Origin of the sequence: Solirubrobacter deserti, from assembly GCF_027587175.1 — a bacterium.
Lineage (GTDB): Bacteria > Actinomycetota > Thermoleophilia > Solirubrobacterales > Solirubrobacteraceae > Solirubrobacter > Solirubrobacter deserti.
Window position 1 is genome coordinate 33,168 of the sequence record NZ_JAPCID010000048.1, and the last position, 22,100, is coordinate 55,267.

The following is a 22,100-nucleotide window of genomic DNA, read 5'->3' on the forward strand; positions in this document are numbered from 1 at the left end:
CCCATGGCCCACGACGCCGACTTCCGGCGCGAGCTCGGCCAGCAGCTGCGGGTGGATTCCATCCGCACCTCGGCCGCGGCCGGCTCGGGTCACCCAACCTCGTCGATGTCCGCCGCGGATCTGATGGCGGTGCTCATCGACGGCCACCTCCGGCTTGACTATTCCAGCCCGGAGAACCCGGCGAACGACCACCTGATCTTCTCCAAGGGCCACGCTTCGCCGCTCTATTACGCGGTGCTGAAGGCCGTGGGCGCGATCGACGACGCGGAGCTGCTGACGTTCCGCCAGCTGGGGTCGCGCCTGGAAGGGCATCCGACGCCGCGCATCCCGCCGACGGACGTCGCCACCGGGTCTTTGGGCCAAGGGCTGCCGATCGGCGTCGGCGTCGCGATGGCGGGCCGGTCCTTGGACAAGCTGCCGTACCGCGTGTGGGTGCTGTGCGGTGACTCCGAGATGGCCGAGGGCTCGATGTGGGAGGCCTTCCAGCACGCGGGTTGGGAAGGGCTCGACAACCTCGTCGCGATCATCGACGTCAACCGGCTCGGGCAGACGCGCGAGACGATGCTCGGCTGGGACCTCGACGGCTACGTGAAGCGGATCGAGGCGTTCGGCTGGAAGGCGATCGCCGTCGACGGCCACGACGTCGAGGCCATCGAGGCGGCCTACGCCGAGGCCGAGGCGACCACGGGCCAGCCGGTCGCGATCGTCGCCAAGACCATGAAGGGCCGCGGCGTGAAGGCCGTGGAGGACCAGCCCGGCAAGCACGGCAAGCCGGTCGAGGACGCCGAGGCCGCCGTGGCGGAGCTCGGCGGCGAGCGCGATCTGTCCGTGGACGTCGCCGCGCCCGAGGGCGGCTCGGCGCACGAGTTCGAGACGAGCGGCGGTTCGCTGCCGTCGTACGAGCTCGGCGACGAGGTCGCGACGCGCAAGGCCTATGGCGAGTCGATCGCGGCGCTGGCCTCGATCCGTGGCGACGTGGTCGCGTTGGACGGCGAGGTCTCGAACTCGACGCACTCCGAGGACTTCCGCGAGGCCCACCCGGACCGCTACTTCGAGATGTTCATCGCGGAGCAGCAGCTGGTGGCCGCCGCGGTCGGCATGCAGGTAGGAGGCCGCTGGACGCCGTTCGTGTCCACGTTCGCCGCGTTCCTCTCGCGCGCGTACGACTTCGTCCGCATGGGCGCCATCTCGCAGGCCAAGCTCGTGCTGAGCGGCTCGCACGCGGGCGTGTCGATCGGCGAGGACGGCCCGTCCCAGATGGCGCTCGAGGACATCGCCTCGTTGCGCGCGATCCACGGCTCGGTCGTCGTCCACCCGAGCGACGCCCAGCAGACCGCGCGGCTCGTCGCCGCGCTGGCCGACCACGACGGCATCTCGTTCATCCGCACCCTGCGCGGCAAGACCCCGGTGCGGACCGCTGCGGACGAGGACGTCCGCATCGGCGGCTCGCGCGTCGCGGTCGAGGGCGACGACGTCGCGATCATCGCCTGCGGCATCACCGTCGACGAGGCCGTCAAGGCCGCCGAACGGCTCGCCGACGGCGGCATCAAGGCCCGCGTTCTCGACGCCTACTCGATCAAGCCGATCGACGCCTCCGCCGTCCAGGCCGCGGCCCGCGACTGCGGCGCGATCGTCACCGTCGAAGACCACGCCCCCGAAGGCGGCCTCGGCGACGCCGTCCTCGAAGCGCTGGCCGCCGGCGACGAGACCGCGCACGTCGTCAAGCTCGCCGTCCGCGAGATCCCCGGCTCGGGCACGCCCGCCGAGCTGTTGCACGGCGCGAAGATCGACGCCGACGCGATCGCCGACGCGGCGCAGAAGCTCGTCGCGTCACCGGCGTAGAGAAGGCAGGCGCGCGCCCTCGCCGGGCCCAAGGCGCCACCGCGTCGCCCTGCCCCGCCGCCCTCGCGCGCTCGCCGCGCTGTCTCGCCGCCGCCGCGCTCCGCGCCCCTCGCGTTCGGGCTCGTCGCCGGCGTCGGGTGAGCACACCGGCTGGCGCCGGCGCGCCCGGGCGCGGGCCAGCTCGCTCGGGCTCATCCGGGCGGGGTGGTCGACGTTGGTCGCGCACAGCGAGAGTTTCGTCGACCACCCCCTCAGCGCAAGCGTTTGCGCCCCCTCGGCACGAGCGCGCCCCGCGCAAATCACACGGGCGTGAGCGCGCCCGCTGCCGCGGGTGTGCTCGCCGTTCACGCGGCCGGCGACTCCACGCGGCGCAGCTCCATGATCCAGTTGGGCTCCCACGTCGCGCCCTCGTCGTAGGAGAAGGACTGCTCCCAGCGGGCGGCGTCGCCCGTGATGTCGGACCAGACGAAGCGCATGCGCAGGGGGACGCCGTCGAGCACGTCGTCGGCCTCGAAGGTGGCCGTCCCGTCGCCGTGGAAGCGGCCCTCGACGGGCGGGTCGAGCCGGCCCGGGCGCTGGGTGCTCGACCACCAGATGCGCCACGTGTCCGTTTCCGGCGAGTACAGGCGCAGGCTGAAGCCCTCGTAGCCGTCGGTGACGAAGTGATCGTGGTTGCCGCCGCCGCCGAGCATCGAGAACGCGGTGGAGATGGCGGTGAAGGTCTGCCACTCGCCGTCGACGAGCTTGTGGTTGGTGATCTCCCAGCGGCCGGGGAGGAAGTCGAAGTCGGTGACGGGCATGGCTCAGATCGCCACCGGGTCGAGCGCCCGCGAGAGGTAGGCGTCGAGGTCTTCGTCGATCAGGACGTCCCGCAGCCAGGCGCGGCGCTCGAAGTCCATGACCTCCATCTCCCACACGCAGGTGATACCGGTGCTCTCGTACGGCCGTAGGTCGTCGGGCGCGTTCAAGGGAGCGACGAAGAACTCCGCGTGGAGCTCGTTCTCGTTCGCCCACCAGTACACGAGACTCAAAGCCGCGGAGGCACCGCGATGGGCGATGGTGAAGCCCGGCGCGTCCAACCGGGCGCGCGCCCGGACGGCGGCGATGTGGGCGGGGTCCGGGTCGCCGATCCCGTAGTGCTTGGTGTGGCCTTCACAGCCGTAGAAGGCGATCTCGCGGGGTTCGTGGGGCATGGGCCTGGACGCTACGCGGTAAACAGGGCAGGATTGGTCCTCTAATGTCGAAGGCGGCTCGTGTTCTCGCTCTCCTCGAAGCCCTGCAGGACCACGGGGCGTCGACCGGGCCGGAGCTCGCGCAGCGGCTGCGGGTGGACGTGCGCACCGTGCGCCGCGACGTCGTCGCGCTGCGCGAGCTCGGCATCCCGGTCGAGGGCGAACGGGGCCGCGGCGGCAGCTACCGCCTCAAGCCGGGCTTCCGCGTCCCGCCGCTGATGTTCACCAGCGGCGAGGCCGCCGCGGCCGCCCTGGGCCTGCTCGCCGCCCGCCGGCTCGGTCTGGAGGCCGAGAGCGCGCTGCGCAAGGTCCGCCGCGTGCTGCCGGACCCGCTGCGGCGCGGCGTCGAGTCGCTCGAACAGATCCTCGGCTTCACGGGTGACGTGGACGCCGCGCCGCCCGACGGCGAGACGCTCCTCGCGCTCGCCGACGCGGCGGGCCGTGGCCGTCGGGTCGCGACGACCTACGTGGACTCCACCGGCACCGAGACCACGCGCGAGCTGAGCCCGCACGGTGTGGTCGCCCACCAGGGCCGCTGGTACGTCGCCGCCTTCGACCACCAGCGCGGCCAACAACGCGTGCTGCGCGCCGACCGCATCGGCACCGTGACCCTCCTGGGCGCCGGCGCACCCAAGCCGCCCGGCTTCGACGCCACCGCGTTCGTGAGCCGCCAGCTCGCGCGGGTGCCCTGGGCGCACGAGGTCATCGTCCACCTCGACACCAGCCACGAAGAAGCCGTCAGGCGCTTCCCGCCGACGCTGGCCGAGCTGGAACCAGACGACCAAGGCGTGACGCTGCGCATGCGCGCCGACTCGCTCGACTGGGCAGCCGGCCTGCTGGCGGGCGCGGGCTGCTCGTTCACGATCGTCGCGCCGGACGAGCTCCGAGCCGCCGTGAGACGGCTCGCGGAGCGGCTGCTGGAGGCCTAGTCCGGTTCGACGTCGGACGCGATCTCGTCCGCGGGCGCTTCCTCGGCGGCGTGCACGGTGCACAGGAACGGCCCACCGACTTCGCGGGCGTCCTTGATCTCCGCCTCGGTCAGCGTCGCGCCACAGACGGCGCACGTCTGAGAGATGGTGTCTTCGAGGGTGCGCTCTTCGAGGTCCATGCCAGGACGGTACCTCGTTCGCGCCGCCGCGTAACATCGACGACCGCGTTGCATCACGCTACTCTCGGACGCAAGCCGATGCTCGGACGCACCTACGAGGGCCAGAACTGCAGCGTCGCCAAGACGCTCGAGCTCGTCGGCGAGCGCTGGACCGTGCTGATCCTGCGCGAGATCTACTTCGGCCACCGGCGCTTCGACGAGATCGCCGACGGCCTGAAGATCGCCCGCAACGTCCTCACACAGCGCCTGCAGCGCCTGGTCGACGAGGACGTGCTGATCAAGGTCGCCTACCAGGAGCGCCCCCAGCGCTTCGAGTACCGCCTGACCGAGAAGGGCCTGGACCTATGGCCCGTCCTGATCACGCTGATGCAGTTCGGCGACCGCCACTATGCCCCCGACGGCCCGCCCGTGATCCTCACCCACAAGGACTGCGGCGGCACGCTGGACGCGCACCGCACCTGCATGGCGTGCGGCGCCAAGCTCACCGCCCGCGACGTCCGGGCGCACGCCGGCCCGGGCGCGTAGCTACCGCGGCAGCTCCTGCTCGAGCGTCTGCACCGGCGCGAACAGGTCGCCCATCCGCTCCACCCGCTCCAGCACCTCACCCGACGTGAAGGACAAGGGCTCGCTCATGTCCTCGACCTCGTCCCAGGTCAGCGGCGTGGACACCGTCGGCCGCTCCATCGCCCGCAGCGAGTAGACGTTGACCGTCGTCTTGTGGCGGTCGTTCTGGGACCAGTCGACGTACACCTTCCCGCGCCGGCGCTCCTTGTTCATGTCGCCCACGATCAGGTCCGGCATGCGCCGCAGCAGCACGCCCGCGAGCCCGCGTGAGAACGTCCGCGTGTCCTCGTAGGTGACCCCCGGGACGTTCAGCGGCAGGTACACCTGCATCCCCTTGGACCCCGACGTCTTGGGGAACGCCTGCAGCCCGAAGTACTCGAACGAGCGCCGCAGCTCCATCGCCACCCGCGCGCACTCGACGATCGTCGCCGGCGGCCCCGGATCGAGGTCGAAGGCCACCATCGTCGGGTTGTCCATCTCCGGCGCCCGCGCCATCGGCGTGTGCAGCTCCAGGTCGGCGAGGTTCGCCAGCCACACCACGGTCGGCAGGTCCTCGCACACGCAGAAGTCGATGTAACCCTCGTTACGGCCCGACCACACCGCCGTCGTCCGCACCCAGTCCGGCCGGTGCGACGGACAGCGCTTCTCGTAGAAGAACGTGTCCTCGACCCCGTTCGGATAGCGCTTGAGCGTCAGCGGCCGCGCGCGCAGGTGCGGGAGCAGCACCGGCGTGATCCGCGTGTAGTAGTCGATCACGTGCCCCTTGGTGAACCCGGCACGCGGGTACATCACCTTCTCGAGGTTGGAGAGCGACACCGTGACGTCGCCCACAGAGACCTCGACACGCTTCGGTTGGGGCACCGATCAGACGTTATCCGGGTAGGCCTTCCACATGGCCAACGACTACGACCGCCTGAACCGGTACCTGCACGAGGCGCTCGCGACCGAACGCGCCCTCGTCTCCACGCTCGCCGCACACATCGCGATGACCCCGCGCGGCGACCACCGAACGCTGCTGGAGCGCCACCTGCGCGAGACCCGCCAGCACGCCGCGGCGCTCTCCCAGCACGCCACCGAGCCGGGCACGAACGTCATCAACCTCGCGCTCGGCCTCGCCGAGACCGTGGTCGGCCAGGCCCTCACCCTCGCCAAGGGCCCGCTCGACCTCGTCCGCGGCGGCACCAGCGTCGAGGAGCGCCAGCTCAAGAACGCCAAGGACGAGTGCGCCACCGAGGCGCTGGAGATCGCCACCTACGACGCGATCGAGGCGCTCGCGACGCAGCTCGGCGAGGACGAGATCGCCGAGCTCGCTCGCAGCCACCGCGCCGAGGAAGAGCGCATGCTGGCCGACCTGCGTGCGCTGATCCCGACGCTCGCCGCCGACGGCCGGACCGAGACCGGTGCGACCTTCCCCATCGACGACTACGACGAGCTCAACGCGGGCCAGGTCGTCGCGCGCCTCAGCGACCTCACTCAGGCCGAGCTCGCCCTCGTCCTCGACTACGAGCGCGCGCACCGCAACCGGCGCGCCGTGATCGAGAAGGGCGACCAGCTCACGGGCGAGCCGCCGTGGGAGGGCTACGACGACGACACCGCCGAGGCGATCGTCGACCGCCTCGACGGCGAGCACGCCGGCGCCGTGCGCGACTACGAGAGCCGTCACCGCCGCCGGGTGACGGTCCTCGAAGCCGCGCAGCGAGAGCTCAGCGGCTCCGCTTGAGGGCCGGGCGCCGCAGGCGCCCGCCCGTCCGCGCCATCACGGACCTGACCGCGGCGGGATCAAGCCGCCGCGGCGGGCGTCCGCACCGCGGGCACGCCGCGTCGTCGCGGGTGACCGTCGAGCGACAGTGGGAGCAGCGTGAAGTGGAGATCATCGCGCGTTTGCTTACCCGTGCCGAGCGCGATTCAGTCCGATCGGCGTAGGGTCCGACGCGTGGGTCACACGCTCCCGAGCCGGGTGATCGGCGTCGCCGCGTCGGCGGGAGGCGTCGAGGCGTTGCGCACGGTCGTCAGCGCCCTTCCGGCGGACTTCGATGCGGCGGTGTGCATCGTGCTGCACATCCCGCCCACCGGCCGCAGTCTCCTGGCGCCGATCCTGGATCGCGACACGGTGCTGAGCGCCGTCGTGGCCGAGCACGGCATGGCGCTCTGGCCGGGCAGCATCTACGTGGCGCCCGCCGACCATCACCTTCTGGTCCGCGAGGACCGGGTGGAGCTCAGCCGCGGCCCGAAAGAGAACGGCTCGCGCCCAGCCGCCGACCCGCTGTTCCGCTCGATCGCCCGCGCCTGGGGCGAGCGCGGCGCGGCCGTGGTGCTCTCGGGGGCGCTCGACGACGGCGCCGCCGGAGCGGTCGCAGTCAAGCTCGGCGGGGGCGAAGTGCTCGTGCAGCATCCGGAGGACGCGCTGGTTCCCGGGATGCCGTCGGCGGCGCTCGCGGCGACGACGCCCGACGCCGTCCTGCCGATCCGGGCGCTCGCCGACCGGTTGGCCGCCACGCGTGTCGAGGTCGAGACCGAGGAGACCCCGGAGTCGCCTGAACCCGATCCCGCCGAGGTCCTGGACGGTCCGATCCGTCCGGAAGGACCCGCGACCGGCTTCACCTGCCCGGAGTGCAGCGGCGCGCTCTGGGAGCTGCGCGAGGGTGAGCTCGTGCGCTACCGCGGCCGCGTCGGGCACGCCTACTCGGAGGAGGCGAGGGTCGAGGCGCAGGGCAGCTCGGTCGAAGCCGCGTTGTGGACGGCGCTCGAGGTGCTCGAGGAGCGGGCCGAGTTGCTGCAGCGCCTGGCGGGTCGCGCGACCACCCACCAGCGCACCCGCACGAGCTTCGCGGCCGGCGCGCGGGAGGCAGCTGAACGGGCTGCGATCATCCGTCGCGTGCTGGCCGCCGAGCATGAGCCCGCCGCGTGACGGAGCCCGCCCCCGACGCCGCCTTTGGAGCGTTGCTGGAGTTCCTGCGCCAGGCGCGCGGGATCGATTTCACCGGCTACAAGCGCGCCAGCCTCGAACGGCGCTTCGGCCGCCGCATGGCAGCGGTCGGCTGCCAATCCTACGGGGACTATCTCGACTTCCTCGAAGTCAACCCGGAGGAGTACGAGCAGCTCTTCGACGCGTTGCTGATCAACGTCACCGAGTTTTTCCGCGACCCTCCGGCCTGGGAGCACCTGCGCGCCGACGTGCTGCCGGCACTGCTGGCCGCCAAGCCCGCCGACGACCTCATCCGCGTGTGGAGCGCCGGCTGCGCGAGCGGCCAGGAGGCGTACACCTGCGCGATGGTGCTCGCCGAGCTGCTCGGGATCGAGGCCTACCGCGAACGCGTCAAGATCTACGCCACCGACATCGACGAGAACGCGCTCTCCCAGGCACGCCTCGCCATCTACGACGACAAGGAGATGGAGTCGGTCCCGGCCGAGTTCCGGGAGAAGTACTTCGAGCGTGCCGATCAGCGGCTGGCCTTCCGCAAGGACCTGCGCCGGACCGTGATCTTCGGCCGCAACAACATCGTGCAGGACGCGCCGATCTCCCGGCTGGACCTGCTCGTGTGCCGCAACACGCTGATCTACTTCAACGCCGCCACGCAGGCGCGCATCCTGCGCCACTTCCATTTCGCGTTGCTCGACACCGGCGTGCTGATGCTCGGCAAGTCGGAGATGATGCTCTCCCACCGCGACCTGTTCGTGGCGTCGGACCTCAAGAAGCGGGTGTTCGTCAAGCAGCACCGCAATTCGCTGGGTTCGCGCGCGAGCGCGTTCAGCGCGGCCGAGAGCATGGAGCGCCCAGCCGGCGACGATGACCGCGCGAGCCGCGACGCCGCGCTCGAGCTCGGGCCGCAGGCGCTGCTGGTGGTCTCGCGCACGGGTCGGCTGACGTTCGCGAACCTGCCGGCCCGCGCGCTGTTCCAAATCTCACGCGAGCACCTCGGCCGCGGTTTTGGAGACCTCGGCCTCGCGCACCGCCCCGTCGACCTGCTGGCACCGATCGAGCAGGCGCTGCGCGAGCGCCGCCGGGTGCCGGTGGGCGAGACCGAGTACGCGCCCGAGCGCGGCGAAGCGCGGCGCTTGGAGGTGAACGTCACGCCGCTGCTGTCCAAGGACAACACCGCGATCGGTGCGAGCATCACCTTCGAGGACGTCACGCGCTACGCCGCGCTGCAGTCCGAGCTCGAGGGCAACCGCCGCGATCTCGAGCTTGCCTACGAAGAGCTGCAGTCGACGATCGACGAGCTCGAGACCACCAACGAGGAGCTGCAGTCGGCCAACGAGGAGCTGCAGACCACCAACGAGGAGCTGCAGTCGACCAACGAGGAGCTCGAGTCCATGAACGAGGAGCTGCAGTCGACCAACGAGGAGCTCGAGACCATGAACGACGAGCTGCGTGAGCGGACGGGCGAGCTCAACCAGGTCAACGACTTCCTGGAGGCGATCCTCACCTCGCTCGGGCTGGGCGTGGCGGTGCTGGACGCACAGCAGCGCGTGCAGGTGTGGAACCGGCGCGCCGAGGACCTCTGGGGTCTGCGGTCCGACGAGGCGGTCGACAGCCACTTCCTGAGCCTGGACATCGGCCTGCCGTCCGAGCAGCTCGCGGCGGCGCTGCGCGCGGTGCTCAGCGGCGCGAGCCCGCGCGAGACCGGTGAGCTCGAGGCGGTCAACCGGCGCGGACGGCCGATCGTGTGCGAGGCCACCATCCTTCCACTCGTCAGCTCGACGGCGCAGGACGGTGCCCCGCGCGGGGCGATCGTGATGATGGAGGACCGCCCCCGAGGGGAATCCTGAGCCCCATGGGTCCGGACCACGAGCAACGGGCGCTCGAGGCGCTCGAGGCGCTCGAACGAGCCGAGCACGCCCGCTCCCGCGCGCGCAGCGCCGCCGAACGCGCCGTGCGGGCCGCGGAAGAGGCGACCGAGGCGCCGAACGCGATCGCTCGCCGGACCCACGAGCGCGAGGCGGACGCGCATCGTGCCGCCGAAGGCACGCAGCGGCGCGCGGCCGAGCTGCAGAAGCTGCACACCGACCACGAGCGCGGCTTCGCCGAACGCCGGCGCGCCGACGAGGTCTAACCGTCTTCGCGCGGGCCCGCGGCGGCGGCCCGATGCCGCTCGACGTGGTCGGAGCGGCGGTCGCGCAGCTCGGTCGTGCGCTCGCGCAGCGCCGACGTCTCGGCCCGGATCGCGTCGAACGCGCGCCGGTGTTCGGCCGCTACGGCGCAGGCAGCGTCCATCGATCCACGCAGCTCCGCCATCCGCTCGTGCGCAGGTTCGGCGACGGCGCTCAGCGTGGCCTGGGCCACAACCGGCTCCGCCGGCGTGGGCATCAGCCGGCGGCGCTGGCGGATGACCTCGGCCGCCCTCTCGGCCGGGACGGCGACCGGGTCGCCGGTGAGCAGCCACGTGCCATCGTCGCGGCGGACCAGCTGCCCGTCGCGCGCGAGCTCGGCCAGCGCGGTGGACACGGTCGGGCGCCGCGCACCAACCAGTTCGCCGATCAGCCGGTGAGAGAGCACCAGCGGGACCGCGATGCCGTCCCGCGCGACCCGGCCCCAGCGCTCGGCGAGGTGCCAGAAGAGCGCCAGCAGGCGGCGGTCGACGCGGTTGAGCTGAGAGATCGCCTGCGTGACCGACAGCCGCTGGGCGCGCTCGGACAGCCGGTCGACGATCACCACGGACACCTCGGGGTAGCGCCCGATGACGGCGGCGGCGCGGCGGTCGATCAGGCCGAGCCGGATCGGGGCGAGCGCGTTCCAGCGCACCGCCACCGGCAGCAGCTCCGGCGGGCCCTCGATGTGCCAGGGGCGGACGATGTCACCCGGCCCCAGCAACTCGGTGCTCACGGTGTCGCCGAGCACGACCTCGCGAGCCAGCACGCCTTCGACGACGAGGAGGCCGAGGTGCGTCGGATCGGCGTCGGCGAGCCGCCCGCCGTCCCACTCACCGACCGGGAACGTCGTCACCCGCACCCGCAGCTCGCGTTCGGCCGCGGCCCGGCGCTCGTCGGTCAGCAGCTGCCCGAGCTCAGGGTCCAGCTCGAGCAGCGAGCGGCCGGCGCCGGCCGGTCGCGTCGTGTCCGGCCGCCCCTCCATCCCGGCTCGAAGCTTGCGGTTGACCGTCGCGTCCGGCATGCAGCGATTGTCGTACCAGGTCCGGCGGGATCCCAAACCCCCCGTCACAGTGGTGACTGCGCCCCCGGACAACCGCCTAAGCGGTTAGAGTGGCCGCCGCGCAGGCGCGCGCCTCCCCGCGGGGGCACGGGCAGGCGGAACCTCACGAGGACGGACTGACCGGCTCCACTTCCGGGGCGACCAGCGGCCTCCGAGCGCGCACCACCCGAGGATTTCCGCCCGATGCCCGACGACTTCGCCCCCAAACCGTTCCGCTGTGAGGTGAGCCACCTCGACGGGACGGCGTCCGTCCGCCCCGAGGGCGATCTCGACATGAGCACGGTGGACGACGTGGAGCACCTACTCGATGAGTTGCTCCGAGGCGGCGCCAAGCAGATCGTCGTCGACCTGCGCGGGCTCAGCTTCATGGATTCAACCGGGATCACGTTGCTCACCCGCTGGAACAACGCGGCCAACCGCGACGGCTTCGACCTCGCACTGATCCAGGGCGAGGACCGCATCGCCCGGCTGTTCACGCTCACCGGGCTGCACGAATACTTCACCTTCGTCGCCGGGTAAAGCCGCCGACAACGTGCCCGATCATGCCCAGGAACTGATCGAGGCGGCAGGCGGACAGGCCCCTGGCTCCCTGCGCGCCGCGCTCGCCAACGCGATGGTCGGCCTCAAGAAGCGCTACTACGGGCGCGGACCTGAGGCGGCCAAGGCCTACATCGAGGACGAGTACATCTTCATCGTCATGGAAGGCGGCCTCACCCGCAACGAAGAGACGCTGCTGGCCGCCGGCAAGCACGACCTCGTGCGCCAGTACCGGCTGACGTTCCAGGAGACCGTCGGACCGACCGCGATCGGTGCCGTCGAGGAGCTCACCGGACGCCGCGTCGTCGGCTACCACAGCCAGATCGTGTTCGAGCCGGTACGGGCCTTCGAGATCTTCGTGCTTGCCCCTGAAAACTGACGGCCCTGTCCGCAAACGAACGAACGACGTGCTCTCAGGCTGGTTTTCACGCACCTGGGGTACCGAAGCACATTGATGGCTTCGACTCCGACGGCCGACCGCCCCCGCTCCCCGGCCACACCGATCGACCGTGCCAAGCGGCAGCGCGAAGACCAGCGGCTCATGCGGCTCGTCCAGAAGGGCGACGAGCGCGCGCGTGGGGAGCTGATCGAGCGTTACATGCCGCTCGCCCGCTCACTGGCCCTGCGCTACCGGCGCGCGAGCGAGCCCCTCGACGACCTCATCCAGGTCGCCTCCGTCGGCCTCGTGAAGGCCGTCGACCGCTGGGATCCCGAACGCGGCCTGGCGTTCTCCTCCTACGCCGTGCCGACGATCCTCGGCGAGCTCCGGCGCTACTTCCGCGACTCGACCTGGGACGTGCGTCCCGCGCGTGACCTGCAGGAGCTGTGCCTCGCGCTGGAAGAGGCGCGCGAGAAGCTGTGGGGCGAACTGGGCCGTCAGCCGACGGTCGCCGATCTCGCCGACCGGCTGGACCGCTCGCCCGAGGAGATCGTCGAGGCGATGCAGGCCACCGAGGGCCGCTCCGTGCGCTCGCTGGACGCGCCCGTCCACGACGAGGAGAACGACTCGGCGTCCGCCGGCGACCTGATCGGCGTCAAGGACGAGGAGTTCGACCGGGTCGAAGCCGGCGTCACGCTCGAGCGCCTCACCGGCATCCTCGACGAGCGCGCCCGCGAGATCCTGCGCCTGCGCTTCCAGGAAGACCTCCTGCAGTCCGAGATCGCCGAGGTCGTCGGCTGCTCGCAGATGCACGTGTCGCGCATCATCCGCTCCTCGCTGGAGAAGCTGTACGCCTACGGATCTTCGATGAAGGTGGAGTCATGAGCGTCCCGCAACCCACGGACCCGACCGGGCCGGTCGTCCCGCCCGAGACCCCGACGCCGACCGTCCCCGACGAGCCGATCGTCCCGGCCGACCCGACGCCGCCGCAGGAGACGCCGCCGCCGGACGACCCGCCGCCGGCGACCCCCGACACCGACCCCAGCGAGTCCTAGGCGGCCAGCTTCTCGAGGCGCGGTGACTCTTCCTTCTCGTTGAGAAGGTCGAGCACCGCGTTCTCGATCTCCGGGTGCTGCGTCGGGAGCTGGCCGGGCTCGGCGGCTTCGAGCAGCACCTGGTGGTCGAGCACCAGGCCGGCGTCGTAGGCGTCGAAGATGCGCGGGTCGATGTAGGACGCGCGGCACACGGCGGGCGTGTTGCCCAGGTAGCGGGCGGTCTCCTTGATCGCGCGGGTCTTGGCCCGCTGGCGCGAGGTCTTGGTGCCCTGCGCCGGCCCGGAGACCGCGAGCGCGACCGCCGCCAGCACCGTCGCGCTCCAGGTGCGGAAGTCCTTGGCGGAGAAGTCCCCGCCGGTGACCTCCTTCAGGTACGCGTTGATGTCGTCGGACTTGATGTCGCACCAGTGGCCGCCGGCCTTGAACGCGAGCAGGTCGGGGCCGCCTCCGCGGCGGCGCTTGAGCTTGCCGACGATCTCCATCGCGAGCGGATCAGCGACGGCCTGCACGCGGCGCTGGCCGCTCTTGGCCGGGTAGTCGAAGATCATCTGGCCGTCGGCGATCGTCACGTGCTCCTTGCGGATCGTGGCCAGGCCGTAGGACTCGTTGGTCTGCGTGTACTCCTCGGTGCCGATGCGGAAGAAGCCGCGGTCCAGCAGCCGCACCGCGCACGCGAGTACGCGCTCGCGCGTGAGCTCATCCGTGGCGGTCAGGTCGGCCTCGACGTGCTCGCGCAGCGCCGGCAGCGCGCGGGCGAAGCGCGTCATGTCCTCGAACTTCTCCGCGTCCCGGCGCGTGCGCCACGCCTCGTGGTAGCGGTACTGCTTGCGGCCGGCCGCGTCGATGCCCGTCGCCTGGAGGTGGCCGTTCGGATACGGACAGATCCAGACCTGGTCCCAGGCCGGCGGGATGCCGAGTTCGCGGATGCGGTCGACCACCTCGGTCTCGGTGATCCGCTCACCGTCTTCGTCGTAGTAGGCGAACCCCTTGCCCGCGCGCTTGCGGGTGATCCCGGGACCGGAGCAGTCTGCGCGGCGGAGCCTGGCCATTTCCCCAGCCTCCCCCGCGCGCGGCCGGTTTACGCTTGCGCGCGGATGCCACGTTTCGGTCTGCAGACGACGGCCGACGGTGCGGTCGCGCTCATCACGCTGCGCGGTGAGCTCGACATGCTCGCGACCGCGGAGCTCGAGTCCGAGCTCGAGCGGCTGACCCACGACGTCGTGGCCATCGACCTGCGCGCGCTGCTGTTCCTGGACTCGGCGGGGCTGCGCACGATCCTGCTCGCCCGCGACCGGCTCGGCTCGCAGGACCGGCGGCTCGTGCTGGTGCGTGGCTGCGAGGCCGTGCAGCGCGTGTTCGAGATCACGCGCATGACGGAGCGGCTCGAGTTCGTCGACGCGCCCGAGCTGCTCTAGGACTTGGCCGGTTCCTTCTCTTTCGAGGAGGCCTTCTTCTTGGGCTTGTCGACGGCGGCGAGGCTGGCCTCGAGCGCGGCCATGAGATCCGGCACGGCGGTCGGCGCCGGCGCCTCGGGCTGCTGGACGATCTCGGCGCCCGCGGCCTTGGCCTCGATCAGCTCGAGCACCTTCTCGCGGTACTCGTCCTTGTAACGGGAGGGCTCGAACTCGGTCACCAGCGACTCGATCAACTGCTGGGCCATCTGCACCTCGCGCTCGGAGACCTTGAGCTCCTCGGCTTCGGGCAGGCCGTCCAGCGCGTCGCGGGGGATGACCTCGTCGGCGAAGACCATCGTGTCCATCATCAGCACGGTGCCGCCCTGCGCGGGGCGGATGGCGACGAGCTGTTCCTTCGAGCGCAGGACCACGCGCGCGATCGCGACGCGGCCGGACTCCTGCATGGCGTTCAGCAGCAGGCCGTAGGCCTTGGCGGCGCCCTTGTCGGGCACCAGGTAATAGGGGTGGTCGTAGTAGACCGGGTCGATCTCGGCGAGATCGACGAAGTCCTCGATGTCGATCGTCCGCGACTTCTCGGGATCGAGCGCGTCCAGCTCGTCCGGGTTGATGATCACGTACTGGTCCTTGGCCATCTCGTAGCCCTTGACCAGGTTCTCGTACTGCACTTCCTCGCCGGTGACCGCGTCCGTCCGCTTCTGGGCGATGCGGTTCCCGGTCTCACCGTTGATCTGGTGGAAGCGCACGGTCTTCTTGGACACGGCGGAGTAGAGCTTGATCGGGACGTTGACGAGCCCGAACGAGATGGCTCCACTCCACATTGAGCGCGGCATGGGTCACATTCTGGCGGATCGCGCCGGCGGTGGCGCAATTGCGCCGTCACTCAGGCCGGCAGACGTCCTCCGGCGCGATGTCGTCCCGCAGCCCCTTGTAGACGGGATGGCGCAGCGTCCCGTCGCGCGTCATGTCGCCGTAGACGACGCTCGCGACCAGCTTGGGCTCGACGAACCGCGTCCCCTTCTCGGGCTTGGCGCCGGCTGTGAACGGGCTCGTGTCCCGCGCGAGCGGCTCCAGCAGGTCCTGCACGCGCTTGAGCTCGGCGTCGTTGAAGCCCGAGCCGACCTTGCCCGCGAACACGAACTCGCCGTCCTCGTAGAAGCCGAGCGTGAGCGCGCCGAGGCGGCCGGCGCGACCACCGTCGCCGCGCGTCCAGCCGCCCACGACGACCTCCGTGGAACGAACGTTCTTTACCTTGACCCAGCCGGGGGAGCGGCGGCCCGGGATGTACGGGCAGTTCAGGCGCTTGGCGACGACGCCCTCCAGGCCCTGGGCCTTGGACGCCTCCAGCAGGCCCGCCCCGTTGCCCACGTGGTAGGCGGGCGTCTGCCAGCGCGGGCCGGTGAGCTCGAGCTTGGCCAGCAGCTTGCGGCGGTCCTCGTAGGTCTGCTCGAGCAGCGAGTGCCCGTCCAGCCACAGCAGGTCGAAGATCATGAACACGACCGGCTGGGACTGCGACATGCGCCGGATCTGCGCCTCGTGGGTGAGGTTCATGCGCTGCTGCAGGCGCTGGAAGCTCGGCAGGCCGTTGTCGAACGAGACGATCTCGCCGTCGAGGATGACCTCGTGGGTGCCGAGCGCGCGGCCGAGCGGCGCGAGCTCCGGGTAACCGCCGGTGATGGTCGTCTTGCGGCGGCTCATGAGCTTCAGGCGGCCGCCCTCGATGAAGGCGAGCGCGCGGATGCCGTCCCACTTGATCTCGTACGCCCAGCCGTCGTCGCCCGGCAGCTCGCCCTGGCGCGCGAGCATCGGCTCGATCCACTCCGGGAGCGGCTCCCGGGTCGGGTCCGCCGGCGGGTCCATGCGGTGGATCATCCAGTTCTTGCCATCGGTCCTGAACAGGACGTACTTGCCCTTCACGCGCTCGCCGTGGAACGTGACCATCACTTCCTTGTCACGCCACTTGTGCAGCTCGTAGGTGCCGCGGTCGAAGATCTTCATCGTGCCCGCGCCGTAGTTGCCGGCCGGGATCTCGCCGTGGAAGTCCAGATACTCGAGCGGGTGGTCCTCGGTCCGGACCGCGAGGTTGTTGCGCTTGTCGACCGGGATGCCCTTCGGCACCGCCCACGAGGCGAGCGTGCCCTCGTGCTCGAGGCGCAGGTCCCAGTGCATCGAGCGGGCGGAGTGCTCCTGCACGACGAACCGCAGCTGCTCGCCGGGCTCGACCTCCCCGGCGGGCTCCGGCGTCTCCCCGAACTGACGTTTCGCCCGATATTGGTCCAGCCGATCAGCCATCGTGCCCATTGTGGCGTCCTTTCGGGCACAAGTAGGTATCGTGCACGCCCGTATGGACGCCAACCCCATCGTCCTCGATGAGACCGCCGGCGACGTCGTCGTGGTGGTCGTAGAAGGCGAGCACGACATCTACACCGCGCCGACGCTGCGAGAGCGGCTCGACGAGGCGCTCGGCCGCGGCGGCGGCATCGTGGTCGATCTCACGGCCGCGACATTCGTGGATTCCTCCGTTCTGGGCGCACTGCTCGACGCGCGCCGCCGGGCGATCGAGGCCGGCCAGGGCTACGTGGTCTGCGTCGGCGACAGCGTCGAGCCGGGGGTCCAGCGGATCCTCGACATCACCGGGCTCGTCCCCGTCCTTCCCGTCCTCCAGGGCCGGGAAGAGGCGATCACCGCCGTCCGCTCCACCAACGGCGCGAGCGAGTAGATGACCGCCCCGGCCCCGGAGGTCCTGCTCACCATGCCCGCCCGGCCCGAAGGCGTCGGCGTCGTACGCCAGGCGCTCGCGGGCATGGCCGACGCCCTGGACTTCGACCCCACCGTCCTCGCGGACATGAAGATGGCCGTCACCGAGGCGTGCACCAATGTCGTCGTGCACGCCTACGACGAGGACGCGGGCATGCTCGAGGTCGAGATGCTCGCCGACGAGACCGGCCTCACCATCGTCGTCCGCGACCACGGCGCCGGCATCCAGCCGCGCCCCGCCCGCTCCGAAGCGCCCGCGCTCGGCCTCGGCCTGCCGCTGATCGCGGCGCTGTCGGACGCCTTCGAGCTGCGCGGCTCCACCGGCCAGGGCACCGAGGTGCGGATGACCTTCGCGTACTCGCGCGCGTCCGACCCGGCCGAAGCCAACCCCGTGACCGGGAACATCGGCGCCGAAGGGCGCTGGGACCCGGACGCCGAGTCGCCCGCTTAGCCGCCGTCGACCGCTCGATTTGTCAACCGCCGGTTGACAAATCGAGCCCTCGCGCGGCGTGCGCTACGCGGCCTGGCGCAGCGCCGCAAGCTCGCGCATGCGGCCGAGCCGGCCGAGCGCCTTGGACTCGATCTGGCGCACGCGCTCGGGCGTGATCCCGAGCTGGCGGCCGATTTCGCGCAGCGGCGTCGGTTCGCCGCCGTCGATCCCGTAGCGCAGCGCCACGACGGTCCGCTCACGGTCCGGCAGCTCGAGCAACGCGCGCTTGAGCGTCTCCTCGCGCAGGGACACGTGGACGACGTCCTCGGGCGCCGGCCCGTCGGACGGCAGCAGGTCGCCGAACGCGGCGTCCTCGCCCTCGCCCAGGGGGCGGTCCAGCGAGGTGACGGTGCGGGCGGCGTCGCGCAGCGCGAGCAGGTCCTCGAGCGAGATCTCGGCGTGCTTGGCGATCTCCTCGTCCGTGGGCGCGCGGTCGAGCTTGAGGGCGAGCGCGTTCTCCGCGCGCGCGACCTTGCGCTGCGTACGCACGAGGTTGATCGGCAGCTTGATCGTGCGGGCCTTCGCGTCCATGCCGCGCTCGACGGCCTGGCGGATCCACCACGTCGCGTACGTGGAGAAGCGATAGCCGCGGCGCCAGTCGAACTTCTCGACGGCGCGGATCAGACCCAGGATGCCCTCCTGGATCAGGTCGAGCAGGGTGAGCTCGGAGCCCTGGTACTTCTTCGCGATCGAGACGACCAGCCGCAGGTTCGCGTTGATCATGCGGTCCTTGGCGCCGAGGTCGCCGCGCTCGATGCGCTTGGCGAGGTCGATCTCCTCGGACGGCGTCAGCAGCCGGTGGCGGCCGATCTCGTTCAGGAAGAGCTGCAGCGTGTCGGTCGTGACCGTCGCGAAGTGGGCGTCGTCGATCGGCGCCTCGGGTGCGTCCTCGCGCGTGCAGTCGTCGCGCAGCTCGATGTGCTTCGCGTGCAGTTGCTCATAGAGGGCGCCGAGATCGTCGTCCTCGAGCTCCAGGGCTTGAGCGAGCTCGTCGACCTCCTTCAGGTCGACGCACCCACGCTCCTCGCCCCGGTCGATGAGGGCCGCAATCGGCCCGGTGCTGTAGGCGTCACGCTCCGTTGCCATGGCTGCCCCTTTGACTCACCGCTCTGCGCCTCCACTAAACCAGCCAGAAATTAGAGTGAACTCCGTCGTGCATGCTCCGCCACCCAGGTCTGGAATCCGACGTCTAGGGGTACCCCGTGATCGTGAGAGGAGGCCCCACCACCTTGACCCGGACCCCGGACATGGTTCGTCTGCTGGATGTCGATCCAGATCTTGGCGCACTGCTCAACGACAGCCGGCGCGACCACGCGGAGCGTGAGCTCGTCGTACGCACGCATCGGCTGCCCGTGGGTCCCTGGGACGTCTCCCGCCTCGCGGGAGCCACCGCCGACCACGTCGGCCTGCTGATCATCGACGGCATCCTCTCGCGTGAGCTGGTCGTCGCCGACCACGTCTCCGCCGAGCTGCTCGGCCCCGGCGACCTCGTCCGCCCGTGGCAGCCCACCAGCCGGACCGGGCTGCTGCCCGTCGACGCCGTGTGGACGGTGCTGTCGCCGCTGACGGTCGCCGTGCTCGACCGCCGCTTCGCGGCGGAGATGACGCGCTACCCCGAGATCACCGCCGCCCTCTTCGATCGCCTGTCCGAGCGCTCCCTGCGTCTGGCGACCACGCAGGCGATCTCCCAGCTGACACGGGTCGACCGGCGCCTGAAGGCACTGTTCTGGCACCTGGCCGAGCGCTGGGGGCGAGTGTCGGGCGATGGCGTCATCGTGCCACTTGCGCTCACGCATCGCATTCTGGGCCAGCTGGTGGGCGCGCGTCGGCCCACCGTCTCCACCGCGCTGAGCGAGCTCGCCGAGCGTGAGGAGCTCATCCGCCGCCCCGACGGCTCGTGGCTGCTACGCGGCGATCCGCCCGACGCCGAGTCGCTCGCGCGCAAGCCGGCGCCGGCCGGCCAGGCCGCCTCGCGCGCGCAGGACCTGATGCGCCCCGCGCGCCGGTTCGAACGCGAGCAGCGGGCGCCGGAGCCGGAGGTCGTCACCGCGATCGACCGCCTCCGCGACGCCCTGGAACCGGGCGAGCTGCGCGAGCTGCTCGACCGTCGTCGCTCTGACCCGCCCGACAACGCCGCCTGAGCACCGCCGGTAGGCTCCGCGCCGAGTGGAGCCCACCCTCACGGCCGTCGTCGATGTCGAGCCGCTTCTCGACGTCATGCCCGTGCCGTTGGTGGCGCTGGAGCCGGTCACCGGACGTGTGCTGCACGTCAACGCGGCGGCCGGCGGCGAGTACCCGCGCGAGCCCGCGCTGCGCGTCGCGGGCGGCGAGAGCCTGAGCAACGTCCAGTTCGACTGGGACACGGGCGCGCGGCTGCGCACCGTGCTCGTGTCGGGGACCATGGTCACCCTCGCCGGCTCGCGCCAGGTCGCGCTGCTCTCCTTCGAGGACGTCACCGAGCTCGAAACGGGGCGCCGGCGCGCATCCGTCCAGGCCGACGAGCTCGAGGTGATGCTCGACGGCATCGCCGACGCCGTCACCGTCCAGTCGCCGGACTTCAAGCTCGTGTACGCCAACCGCGCGGCCACGCGGCTCTACGACATCCCCCACGGCAGCGACCTCGCGGCGTTCTCGACCGAGGAGTATCTGCGCGACTACGACGTGGTCGACGAGGCCGGGCATCCGCTCGACCTGGCGCGGATGCCGGGGCGGCTCGCGCTGTCCGGGCTGGACCCGGAGCCCGTCACGATCCGCTCGGTCGACCGCCGCACGGGGGTCGTCCAGTGGGCGCGGATCAAGGCGACCGCGGTGCGCGACCCGGACGGCGGCGTGCGGCTCGCCATCAACGTGATCGAGGACATCACCGAGCTCAAGCGCAGCGAGGAGGCGCAGCGGTTCCTGGCGGAGGCCTCGCGCCGGCTGGCGTCGGCGTCCCTGGACTACGAGCTGACGCTCACCGCGGTGGCCGAGATGGCCGTTCCCGAGCTCGCCGACACCTGCTCGGTCGTGCTCGCCGACGCCGAGAGCGCGCCGGCGGACGTGCTCGAGGTGCTCGCGACCGGGGTGGCCGCGCTCGCGGCGACGCGGGTCGTGGTGCCGATGCTCACCGGCGGGCGCGTGCTCGGCGCGATCACCGTCGAGCGGGCCATGCCCTACGACGCGCAGGACGTGCTCGTCGTCGAGGACTTCGCGCTGCGCGCCGGCGCCGCGGTGGAGAACGCGCGCCTGTACCGCGCGGCCTCGGAGATCGCGCGGGCGCTGCAGACGTCGCTGCTCCCGCCGGTGCTGCCGGAGATCCCCGGCGCGCAGCTGGCCGCGGCCTACCTCCCCGCCGGCCAAGGGTTGGAGGTCGGCGGCGACTTCTACGACGTGTTCTCCACCGGCGACGGCCACTGGTTCCTCGTCATCGGGGACGTGTGCGGGAAGGGCGCCGAGGCCGCGGCGCTCACCGCGCTCGCGCGCTACACGCTGCGCAGCGCCGCCGCGCGGCTGCGGTCCCCCGCGGCGATCCTGCGCTGGGTGGACGAGGCGATGCGCGCGCAGGCCGGGACGGGCGGGCGCTTCTGCACGATCGCGTGCGTGCACGTCGACCTGGCAGCCGGCGTCGGGACGGTGGCCTGCGGTGGCCATCCGTTGCCGGTGGTGCGGCGCAGCGACGGACGCGTGGAGCTGTTCGGCGAGCCCGGGACGCTGCTCGGCCTGCTCCCGGACCTCGAGCTCCCCGAGACCTCGACGCAGCTGCGGCCCGGCGACGCGCTCGTGCTCTACACCGACGGGCTCACGGAGGCGCGGGCCCCGCTGCACACGTGGGACGAGGAGGAGCTGCTGGCCGCGGTACGCAGCGCGCCCATGAACGGGCCGGTCGGTGTGGTCGACAGCCTCGTGGCCGGGGCGCTGGGCGACCGGGCCGCACCGCGAGACGACCTCGCGGTGCTGGTGCTCAAGCTGAGCTAGCCGGCGCTGTTCGGGTTGCCGGTGGCCTTGCCATCGTCGTTGTCAGGTTTTCTGCCTGAGCCCGTCTTCTCCCGCTGCGGCGTGCCCTCAGCGGGCGTATCATCGACCTCGGGAGGCTGCTCCTCCGGGTAGCCGACGTCGGATTCGGTGGTCTCCATTGTCTCCTCCTACCCCCATTCGGGGATGTCGCATGCCCGCTGCGCCCCGTACGCTCGTCCCTCCCCGTGCAGTTCAGCTTCCAGTTCCCACCCGCCGAGGACGCGCCCGCTCAGGCCCGCGCGGCGCTCGAGGTGTTCGATCAGATTCTCTCGCCGGACGTGCTGGAGGACCTGCAGCTGGTCGTCTCCGAGCTGGTGACCAACAGCGTCAAGTTCGGCCCGCGGCGCCCGATCACGCTCGCGCTGGCGATCGAGGAGGGCGGGATCGTCCGGGGCGAGGTCATCGACCAGGGCGACGGCGAGCGCGCGAAGGTCGAGATGAGCGTCGAGCCGACGGTCGAGGGCGGGTGGGGCCTGCACCTGGTCGATCAGGTGGCCGAGAAGTGGGGCGTCCGCGAGGGCTCCACCCACGTCTGGTTCGAGATCGGCCCAGACCGCCGCAGCTGACGCGCAGATATCGG

At 71.3% G+C, this 22,100-nt stretch carries 27 protein-coding genes; 17 read left to right on the forward strand and 10 right to left on the reverse strand.

Annotation, left to right across the window (positions count from 1 at the left end; genetic code table 11):
* Positions 1 to 3: 3 nt before the first annotated feature.
* Positions 4 to 1,842, forward strand: a complete 1,839-nt coding sequence (locus OJ962_RS25945; RefSeq protein ID WP_202957722.1) for a transketolase — start codon at positions 4 to 6, stop codon at positions 1,840 to 1,842.
* 344 nt (positions 1,843 to 2,186) lie between these two features.
* Here the strand turns inward: OJ962_RS25945 and OJ962_RS25950 are convergent, their stop codons facing one another.
* Positions 2,187 to 2,642, reverse strand: a complete 456-nt coding sequence (locus tag OJ962_RS25950; RefSeq protein WP_202957721.1) for a hypothetical protein — start codon at positions 2,640 to 2,642, stop codon at positions 2,187 to 2,189.
* Positions 2,643 to 2,645: 3 nt separating this feature from the next.
* Positions 2,646 to 3,035: a hypothetical protein gene (locus tag OJ962_RS25955; RefSeq protein WP_202957720.1), complete on the reverse strand. Its 390-nt coding sequence runs from the start codon at positions 3,033 to 3,035 to the stop codon at positions 2,646 to 2,648.
* Positions 3,036 to 3,079: 44 nt separating this feature from the next.
* On the opposite strand from OJ962_RS25955, the gene OJ962_RS25960 reads away from it, so the two are divergent.
* Positions 3,080 to 4,003 carry a helix-turn-helix transcriptional regulator gene (locus OJ962_RS25960; protein ID WP_202957719.1) on the forward strand — a complete coding sequence of 308 codons (924 nt, stop codon included), beginning with the start codon at positions 3,080 to 3,082 and terminating at the stop codon, positions 4,001 to 4,003.
* Here the strand turns inward: OJ962_RS25960 and OJ962_RS25965 are convergent.
* Entirely contained in the window at positions 4,000 to 4,182 is a 183-nt protein-coding gene (locus OJ962_RS25965; RefSeq protein ID WP_202957718.1) for a hypothetical protein, read from the reverse strand. The two genes, OJ962_RS25960 and OJ962_RS25965, sit on opposite strands and share 4 nt — an antisense overlap.
* 78 nt (positions 4,183 to 4,260) lie before the next feature.
* Between OJ962_RS25965 and OJ962_RS25970 the strand changes: the two genes are divergently transcribed.
* Positions 4,261 to 4,707, forward strand: a complete 447-nt coding sequence (locus OJ962_RS25970; protein ID WP_202958001.1) for a winged helix-turn-helix transcriptional regulator — start codon at positions 4,261 to 4,263, stop codon at positions 4,705 to 4,707.
* Here the strand turns inward: OJ962_RS25970 and ligD (OJ962_RS25975) are convergent, their stop codons facing one another.
* Complete coding sequence (gene ligD / locus OJ962_RS25975) at positions 4,708 to 5,607, reverse strand: non-homologous end-joining DNA ligase (RefSeq protein WP_202957717.1); 900 nt, start codon at positions 5,605 to 5,607, stop codon at positions 4,708 to 4,710.
* A 31-nt stretch (positions 5,608 to 5,638) separates the two neighbouring features.
* On the opposite strand from ligD (OJ962_RS25975), the gene OJ962_RS25980 reads away from it, so the two are divergent.
* From OJ962_RS25980 to OJ962_RS25995, 4 genes are all read left to right on the forward strand, one after another.
* Entirely contained in the window at positions 5,639 to 6,466 is an 828-nt protein-coding gene (locus OJ962_RS25980) for a DUF892 family protein (protein ID WP_202957716.1), read from the forward strand.
* 213 nt (positions 6,467 to 6,679) lie between these two features.
* On the forward strand, positions 6,680 to 7,654 hold the full coding sequence (locus OJ962_RS25985; protein ID WP_202957714.1) for a chemotaxis protein CheB: 975 nt from the start codon (positions 6,680 to 6,682) through the stop codon (positions 7,652 to 7,654).
* The gene (locus OJ962_RS25990) at positions 7,651 to 9,516 is read left to right on the forward strand and encodes a CheR family methyltransferase (protein ID WP_202957713.1); all 1,866 of its coding nucleotides are present in this window, start codon (positions 7,651 to 7,653) and stop codon (positions 9,514 to 9,516) included. The genes OJ962_RS25985 and OJ962_RS25990 overlap by 4 nt, the downstream gene beginning before the upstream one ends.
* Before the next feature lie 5 nt (positions 9,517 to 9,521).
* Positions 9,522 to 9,800: a hypothetical protein gene (locus tag OJ962_RS25995; RefSeq protein ID WP_202957712.1), complete on the forward strand. Its 279-nt coding sequence runs from the start codon at positions 9,522 to 9,524 to the stop codon at positions 9,798 to 9,800.
* On the opposite strand, the gene OJ962_RS26000 is transcribed toward OJ962_RS25995, so the two are convergent.
* Entirely contained in the window at positions 9,797 to 10,858 is a 1,062-nt protein-coding gene (locus OJ962_RS26000) for a Crp/Fnr family transcriptional regulator (protein ID WP_202957711.1), read from the reverse strand. The genes OJ962_RS25995 and OJ962_RS26000 overlap by 4 nt on opposite strands.
* 222 nt (positions 10,859 to 11,080) lie before the next feature.
* Here OJ962_RS26000 and OJ962_RS26005 point away from each other — a divergent pair, with 222 nt between their 5' ends.
* The 4 genes from OJ962_RS26005 (at position 11,081) to OJ962_RS26020 (ending at position 12,868) form a co-directional block, all read left to right on the forward strand.
* Positions 11,081 to 11,416: an STAS domain-containing protein gene (locus OJ962_RS26005; protein WP_202957710.1), complete on the forward strand. Its 336-nt coding sequence runs from the start codon at positions 11,081 to 11,083 to the stop codon at positions 11,414 to 11,416.
* Between the two features lie 13 nt (positions 11,417 to 11,429).
* Complete coding sequence (locus tag OJ962_RS26010) at positions 11,430 to 11,813, forward strand: Na-translocating system protein MpsC family protein (protein ID WP_202957709.1); 384 nt, start codon at positions 11,430 to 11,432, stop codon at positions 11,811 to 11,813.
* A gap of 75 nt (positions 11,814 to 11,888) precedes the next feature.
* The gene (locus tag OJ962_RS26015) at positions 11,889 to 12,698 is read left to right on the forward strand and encodes a SigB/SigF/SigG family RNA polymerase sigma factor (RefSeq protein WP_202957708.1); all 810 of its coding nucleotides are present in this window, start codon (positions 11,889 to 11,891) and stop codon (positions 12,696 to 12,698) included.
* Positions 12,695 to 12,868 (forward strand): hypothetical protein, encoded by a 174-nt coding sequence (locus OJ962_RS26020; RefSeq protein WP_202957707.1) that lies wholly within the window; start codon positions 12,695 to 12,697, stop codon positions 12,866 to 12,868. The genes OJ962_RS26015 and OJ962_RS26020 overlap by 4 nt, the downstream gene beginning before the upstream one ends.
* Here OJ962_RS26020 and OJ962_RS26025 read toward each other — a convergent pair.
* Positions 12,865 to 13,917: a DNA topoisomerase IB gene (locus tag OJ962_RS26025; protein WP_202957706.1), complete on the reverse strand. Its 1,053-nt coding sequence runs from the start codon at positions 13,915 to 13,917 to the stop codon at positions 12,865 to 12,867. The two genes, OJ962_RS26020 and OJ962_RS26025, sit on opposite strands and share 4 nt — an antisense overlap.
* Before the next feature lie 45 nt (positions 13,918 to 13,962).
* Here OJ962_RS26025 and OJ962_RS26030 point away from each other — a divergent pair, with 45 nt between their 5' ends.
* Positions 13,963 to 14,283, forward strand: coding sequence for an STAS domain-containing protein (locus OJ962_RS26030; RefSeq protein ID WP_202957705.1), 321 nt, complete (start codon positions 13,963 to 13,965; stop codon positions 14,281 to 14,283).
* On the opposite strand, the gene ku is transcribed toward OJ962_RS26030, so the two are convergent.
* Both ku and ligD (OJ962_RS26040) read right to left on the reverse strand, forming a co-directional pair.
* The gene (ku, locus tag OJ962_RS26035) at positions 14,280 to 15,113 is read right to left on the reverse strand and encodes a non-homologous end joining protein Ku (RefSeq protein ID WP_202957704.1); all 834 of its coding nucleotides are present in this window, start codon (positions 15,111 to 15,113) and stop codon (positions 14,280 to 14,282) included. The genes OJ962_RS26030 and ku overlap by 4 nt on opposite strands.
* A 46-nt stretch (positions 15,114 to 15,159) precedes the next feature.
* Entirely contained in the window at positions 15,160 to 16,572 is a 1,413-nt protein-coding gene (ligD, locus tag OJ962_RS26040) for a non-homologous end-joining DNA ligase (RefSeq protein WP_202957703.1), read from the reverse strand.
* Positions 16,573 to 16,624: 52 nt separating this feature from the next.
* Here ligD (OJ962_RS26040) and OJ962_RS26045 point away from each other — a divergent pair, with 52 nt between their 5' ends.
* On the forward strand, positions 16,625 to 16,999 hold the full coding sequence (locus tag OJ962_RS26045; RefSeq protein WP_202957702.1) for an STAS domain-containing protein: 375 nt from the start codon (positions 16,625 to 16,627) through the stop codon (positions 16,997 to 16,999).
* Positions 17,000 to 17,488: an ATP-binding protein gene (locus tag OJ962_RS26050; RefSeq protein ID WP_202957701.1), complete on the forward strand. Its 489-nt coding sequence runs from the start codon at positions 17,000 to 17,002 to the stop codon at positions 17,486 to 17,488.
* Between the two features lie 63 nt (positions 17,489 to 17,551).
* Here the strand turns inward: OJ962_RS26050 and OJ962_RS26055 are convergent, their stop codons facing one another.
* A complete protein-coding gene (locus OJ962_RS26055; RefSeq protein ID WP_202957700.1) occupies positions 17,552 to 18,613 on the reverse strand; it encodes a sigma-70 family RNA polymerase sigma factor in 1,062 nt (353 codons plus the stop codon).
* Between the two features lie 143 nt (positions 18,614 to 18,756).
* On the opposite strand from OJ962_RS26055, the gene OJ962_RS26060 reads away from it, so the two are divergent.
* Complete coding sequence (locus OJ962_RS26060; RefSeq protein ID WP_270006705.1) at positions 18,757 to 19,668, forward strand: Crp/Fnr family transcriptional regulator; 912 nt, start codon at positions 18,757 to 18,759, stop codon at positions 19,666 to 19,668.
* Between the two features lie 25 nt (positions 19,669 to 19,693).
* Positions 19,694 to 21,481, forward strand: a complete 1,788-nt coding sequence (locus OJ962_RS26065) for a SpoIIE family protein phosphatase (RefSeq protein WP_202957698.1) — start codon at positions 19,694 to 19,696, stop codon at positions 21,479 to 21,481.
* On the opposite strand, the gene OJ962_RS26070 is transcribed toward OJ962_RS26065, so the two are convergent.
* Positions 21,478 to 21,639 (reverse strand): hypothetical protein, encoded by a 162-nt coding sequence (locus OJ962_RS26070; protein ID WP_202957697.1) that lies wholly within the window; start codon positions 21,637 to 21,639, stop codon positions 21,478 to 21,480. The genes OJ962_RS26065 and OJ962_RS26070 overlap by 4 nt on opposite strands.
* A gap of 66 nt (positions 21,640 to 21,705) precedes the next feature.
* On the opposite strand from OJ962_RS26070, the gene OJ962_RS26075 reads away from it, so the two are divergent.
* Positions 21,706 to 22,086: an ATP-binding protein gene (locus OJ962_RS26075; protein ID WP_202957696.1), complete on the forward strand. Its 381-nt coding sequence runs from the start codon at positions 21,706 to 21,708 to the stop codon at positions 22,084 to 22,086.
* Positions 22,087 to 22,100: the final 14 nt, after the last annotated feature.

Excerpts from the sequence above, each read along its gene's own strand:
- OJ962_RS26030 (WP_202957705.1), top strand. The coding sequence starts at position 13,963 with ATGCCACGTTTCGGTCTGCAGACGACGGCCGACGGTGCGGTCGCGCTC.
- ligD (WP_202957703.1), bottom strand. The coding sequence starts at position 16,572 with ATGGCTGATCGGCTGGACCAATATCGGGCGAAACGTCAGTTCGGGGAG.
- OJ962_RS26045 (WP_202957702.1), top strand. The coding sequence starts at position 16,625 with ATGGACGCCAACCCCATCGTCCTCGATGAGACCGCCGGCGACGTCGTC.
- OJ962_RS25965 (WP_202957718.1), bottom strand. The coding sequence starts at position 4,182 with ATGGACCTCGAAGAGCGCACCCTCGAAGACACCATCTCTCAGACGTGC.
- OJ962_RS26000 (WP_202957711.1), bottom strand. The coding sequence starts at position 10,858 with ATGCCGGACGCGACGGTCAACCGCAAGCTTCGAGCCGGGATGGAGGGG.
- OJ962_RS26055 (WP_202957700.1), bottom strand. The coding sequence starts at position 18,613 with ATGGCAACGGAGCGTGACGCCTACAGCACCGGGCCGATTGCGGCCCTC.
- OJ962_RS26050 (WP_202957701.1), top strand. The coding sequence starts at position 17,000 with ATGACCGCCCCGGCCCCGGAGGTCCTGCTCACCATGCCCGCCCGGCCC.
- OJ962_RS25960 (WP_202957719.1), top strand. The coding sequence starts at position 3,080 with ATGTCGAAGGCGGCTCGTGTTCTCGCTCTCCTCGAAGCCCTGCAGGAC.
- OJ962_RS26005 (WP_202957710.1), top strand. The coding sequence starts at position 11,081 with ATGCCCGACGACTTCGCCCCCAAACCGTTCCGCTGTGAGGTGAGCCAC.
- OJ962_RS25955 (WP_202957720.1), bottom strand. The coding sequence starts at position 3,035 with ATGCCCCACGAACCCCGCGAGATCGCCTTCTACGGCTGTGAAGGCCAC.
- OJ962_RS25950 (WP_202957721.1), bottom strand. The coding sequence starts at position 2,642 with ATGCCCGTCACCGACTTCGACTTCCTCCCCGGCCGCTGGGAGATCACC.
- ku (WP_202957704.1), bottom strand. The coding sequence starts at position 15,113 with ATGCCGCGCTCAATGTGGAGTGGAGCCATCTCGTTCGGGCTCGTCAAC.
- OJ962_RS26015 (WP_202957708.1), top strand. The coding sequence starts at position 11,889 with ATGGCTTCGACTCCGACGGCCGACCGCCCCCGCTCCCCGGCCACACCG.
- OJ962_RS26070 (WP_202957697.1), bottom strand. The coding sequence starts at position 21,639 with ATGGAGACCACCGAATCCGACGTCGGCTACCCGGAGGAGCAGCCTCCC.
- OJ962_RS25970 (WP_202958001.1), top strand. The coding sequence starts at position 4,261 with ATGCTCGGACGCACCTACGAGGGCCAGAACTGCAGCGTCGCCAAGACG.
- OJ962_RS25980 (WP_202957716.1), top strand. The coding sequence starts at position 5,639 with ATGGCCAACGACTACGACCGCCTGAACCGGTACCTGCACGAGGCGCTC.
- OJ962_RS26025 (WP_202957706.1), bottom strand. The coding sequence starts at position 13,917 with ATGGCCAGGCTCCGCCGCGCAGACTGCTCCGGTCCCGGGATCACCCGC.
- OJ962_RS26020 (WP_202957707.1), top strand. The coding sequence starts at position 12,695 with ATGAGCGTCCCGCAACCCACGGACCCGACCGGGCCGGTCGTCCCGCCC.
- OJ962_RS25945 (WP_202957722.1), top strand. The coding sequence starts at position 4 with ATGGCCCACGACGCCGACTTCCGGCGCGAGCTCGGCCAGCAGCTGCGG.
- OJ962_RS25995 (WP_202957712.1), top strand. The coding sequence starts at position 9,522 with ATGGGTCCGGACCACGAGCAACGGGCGCTCGAGGCGCTCGAGGCGCTC.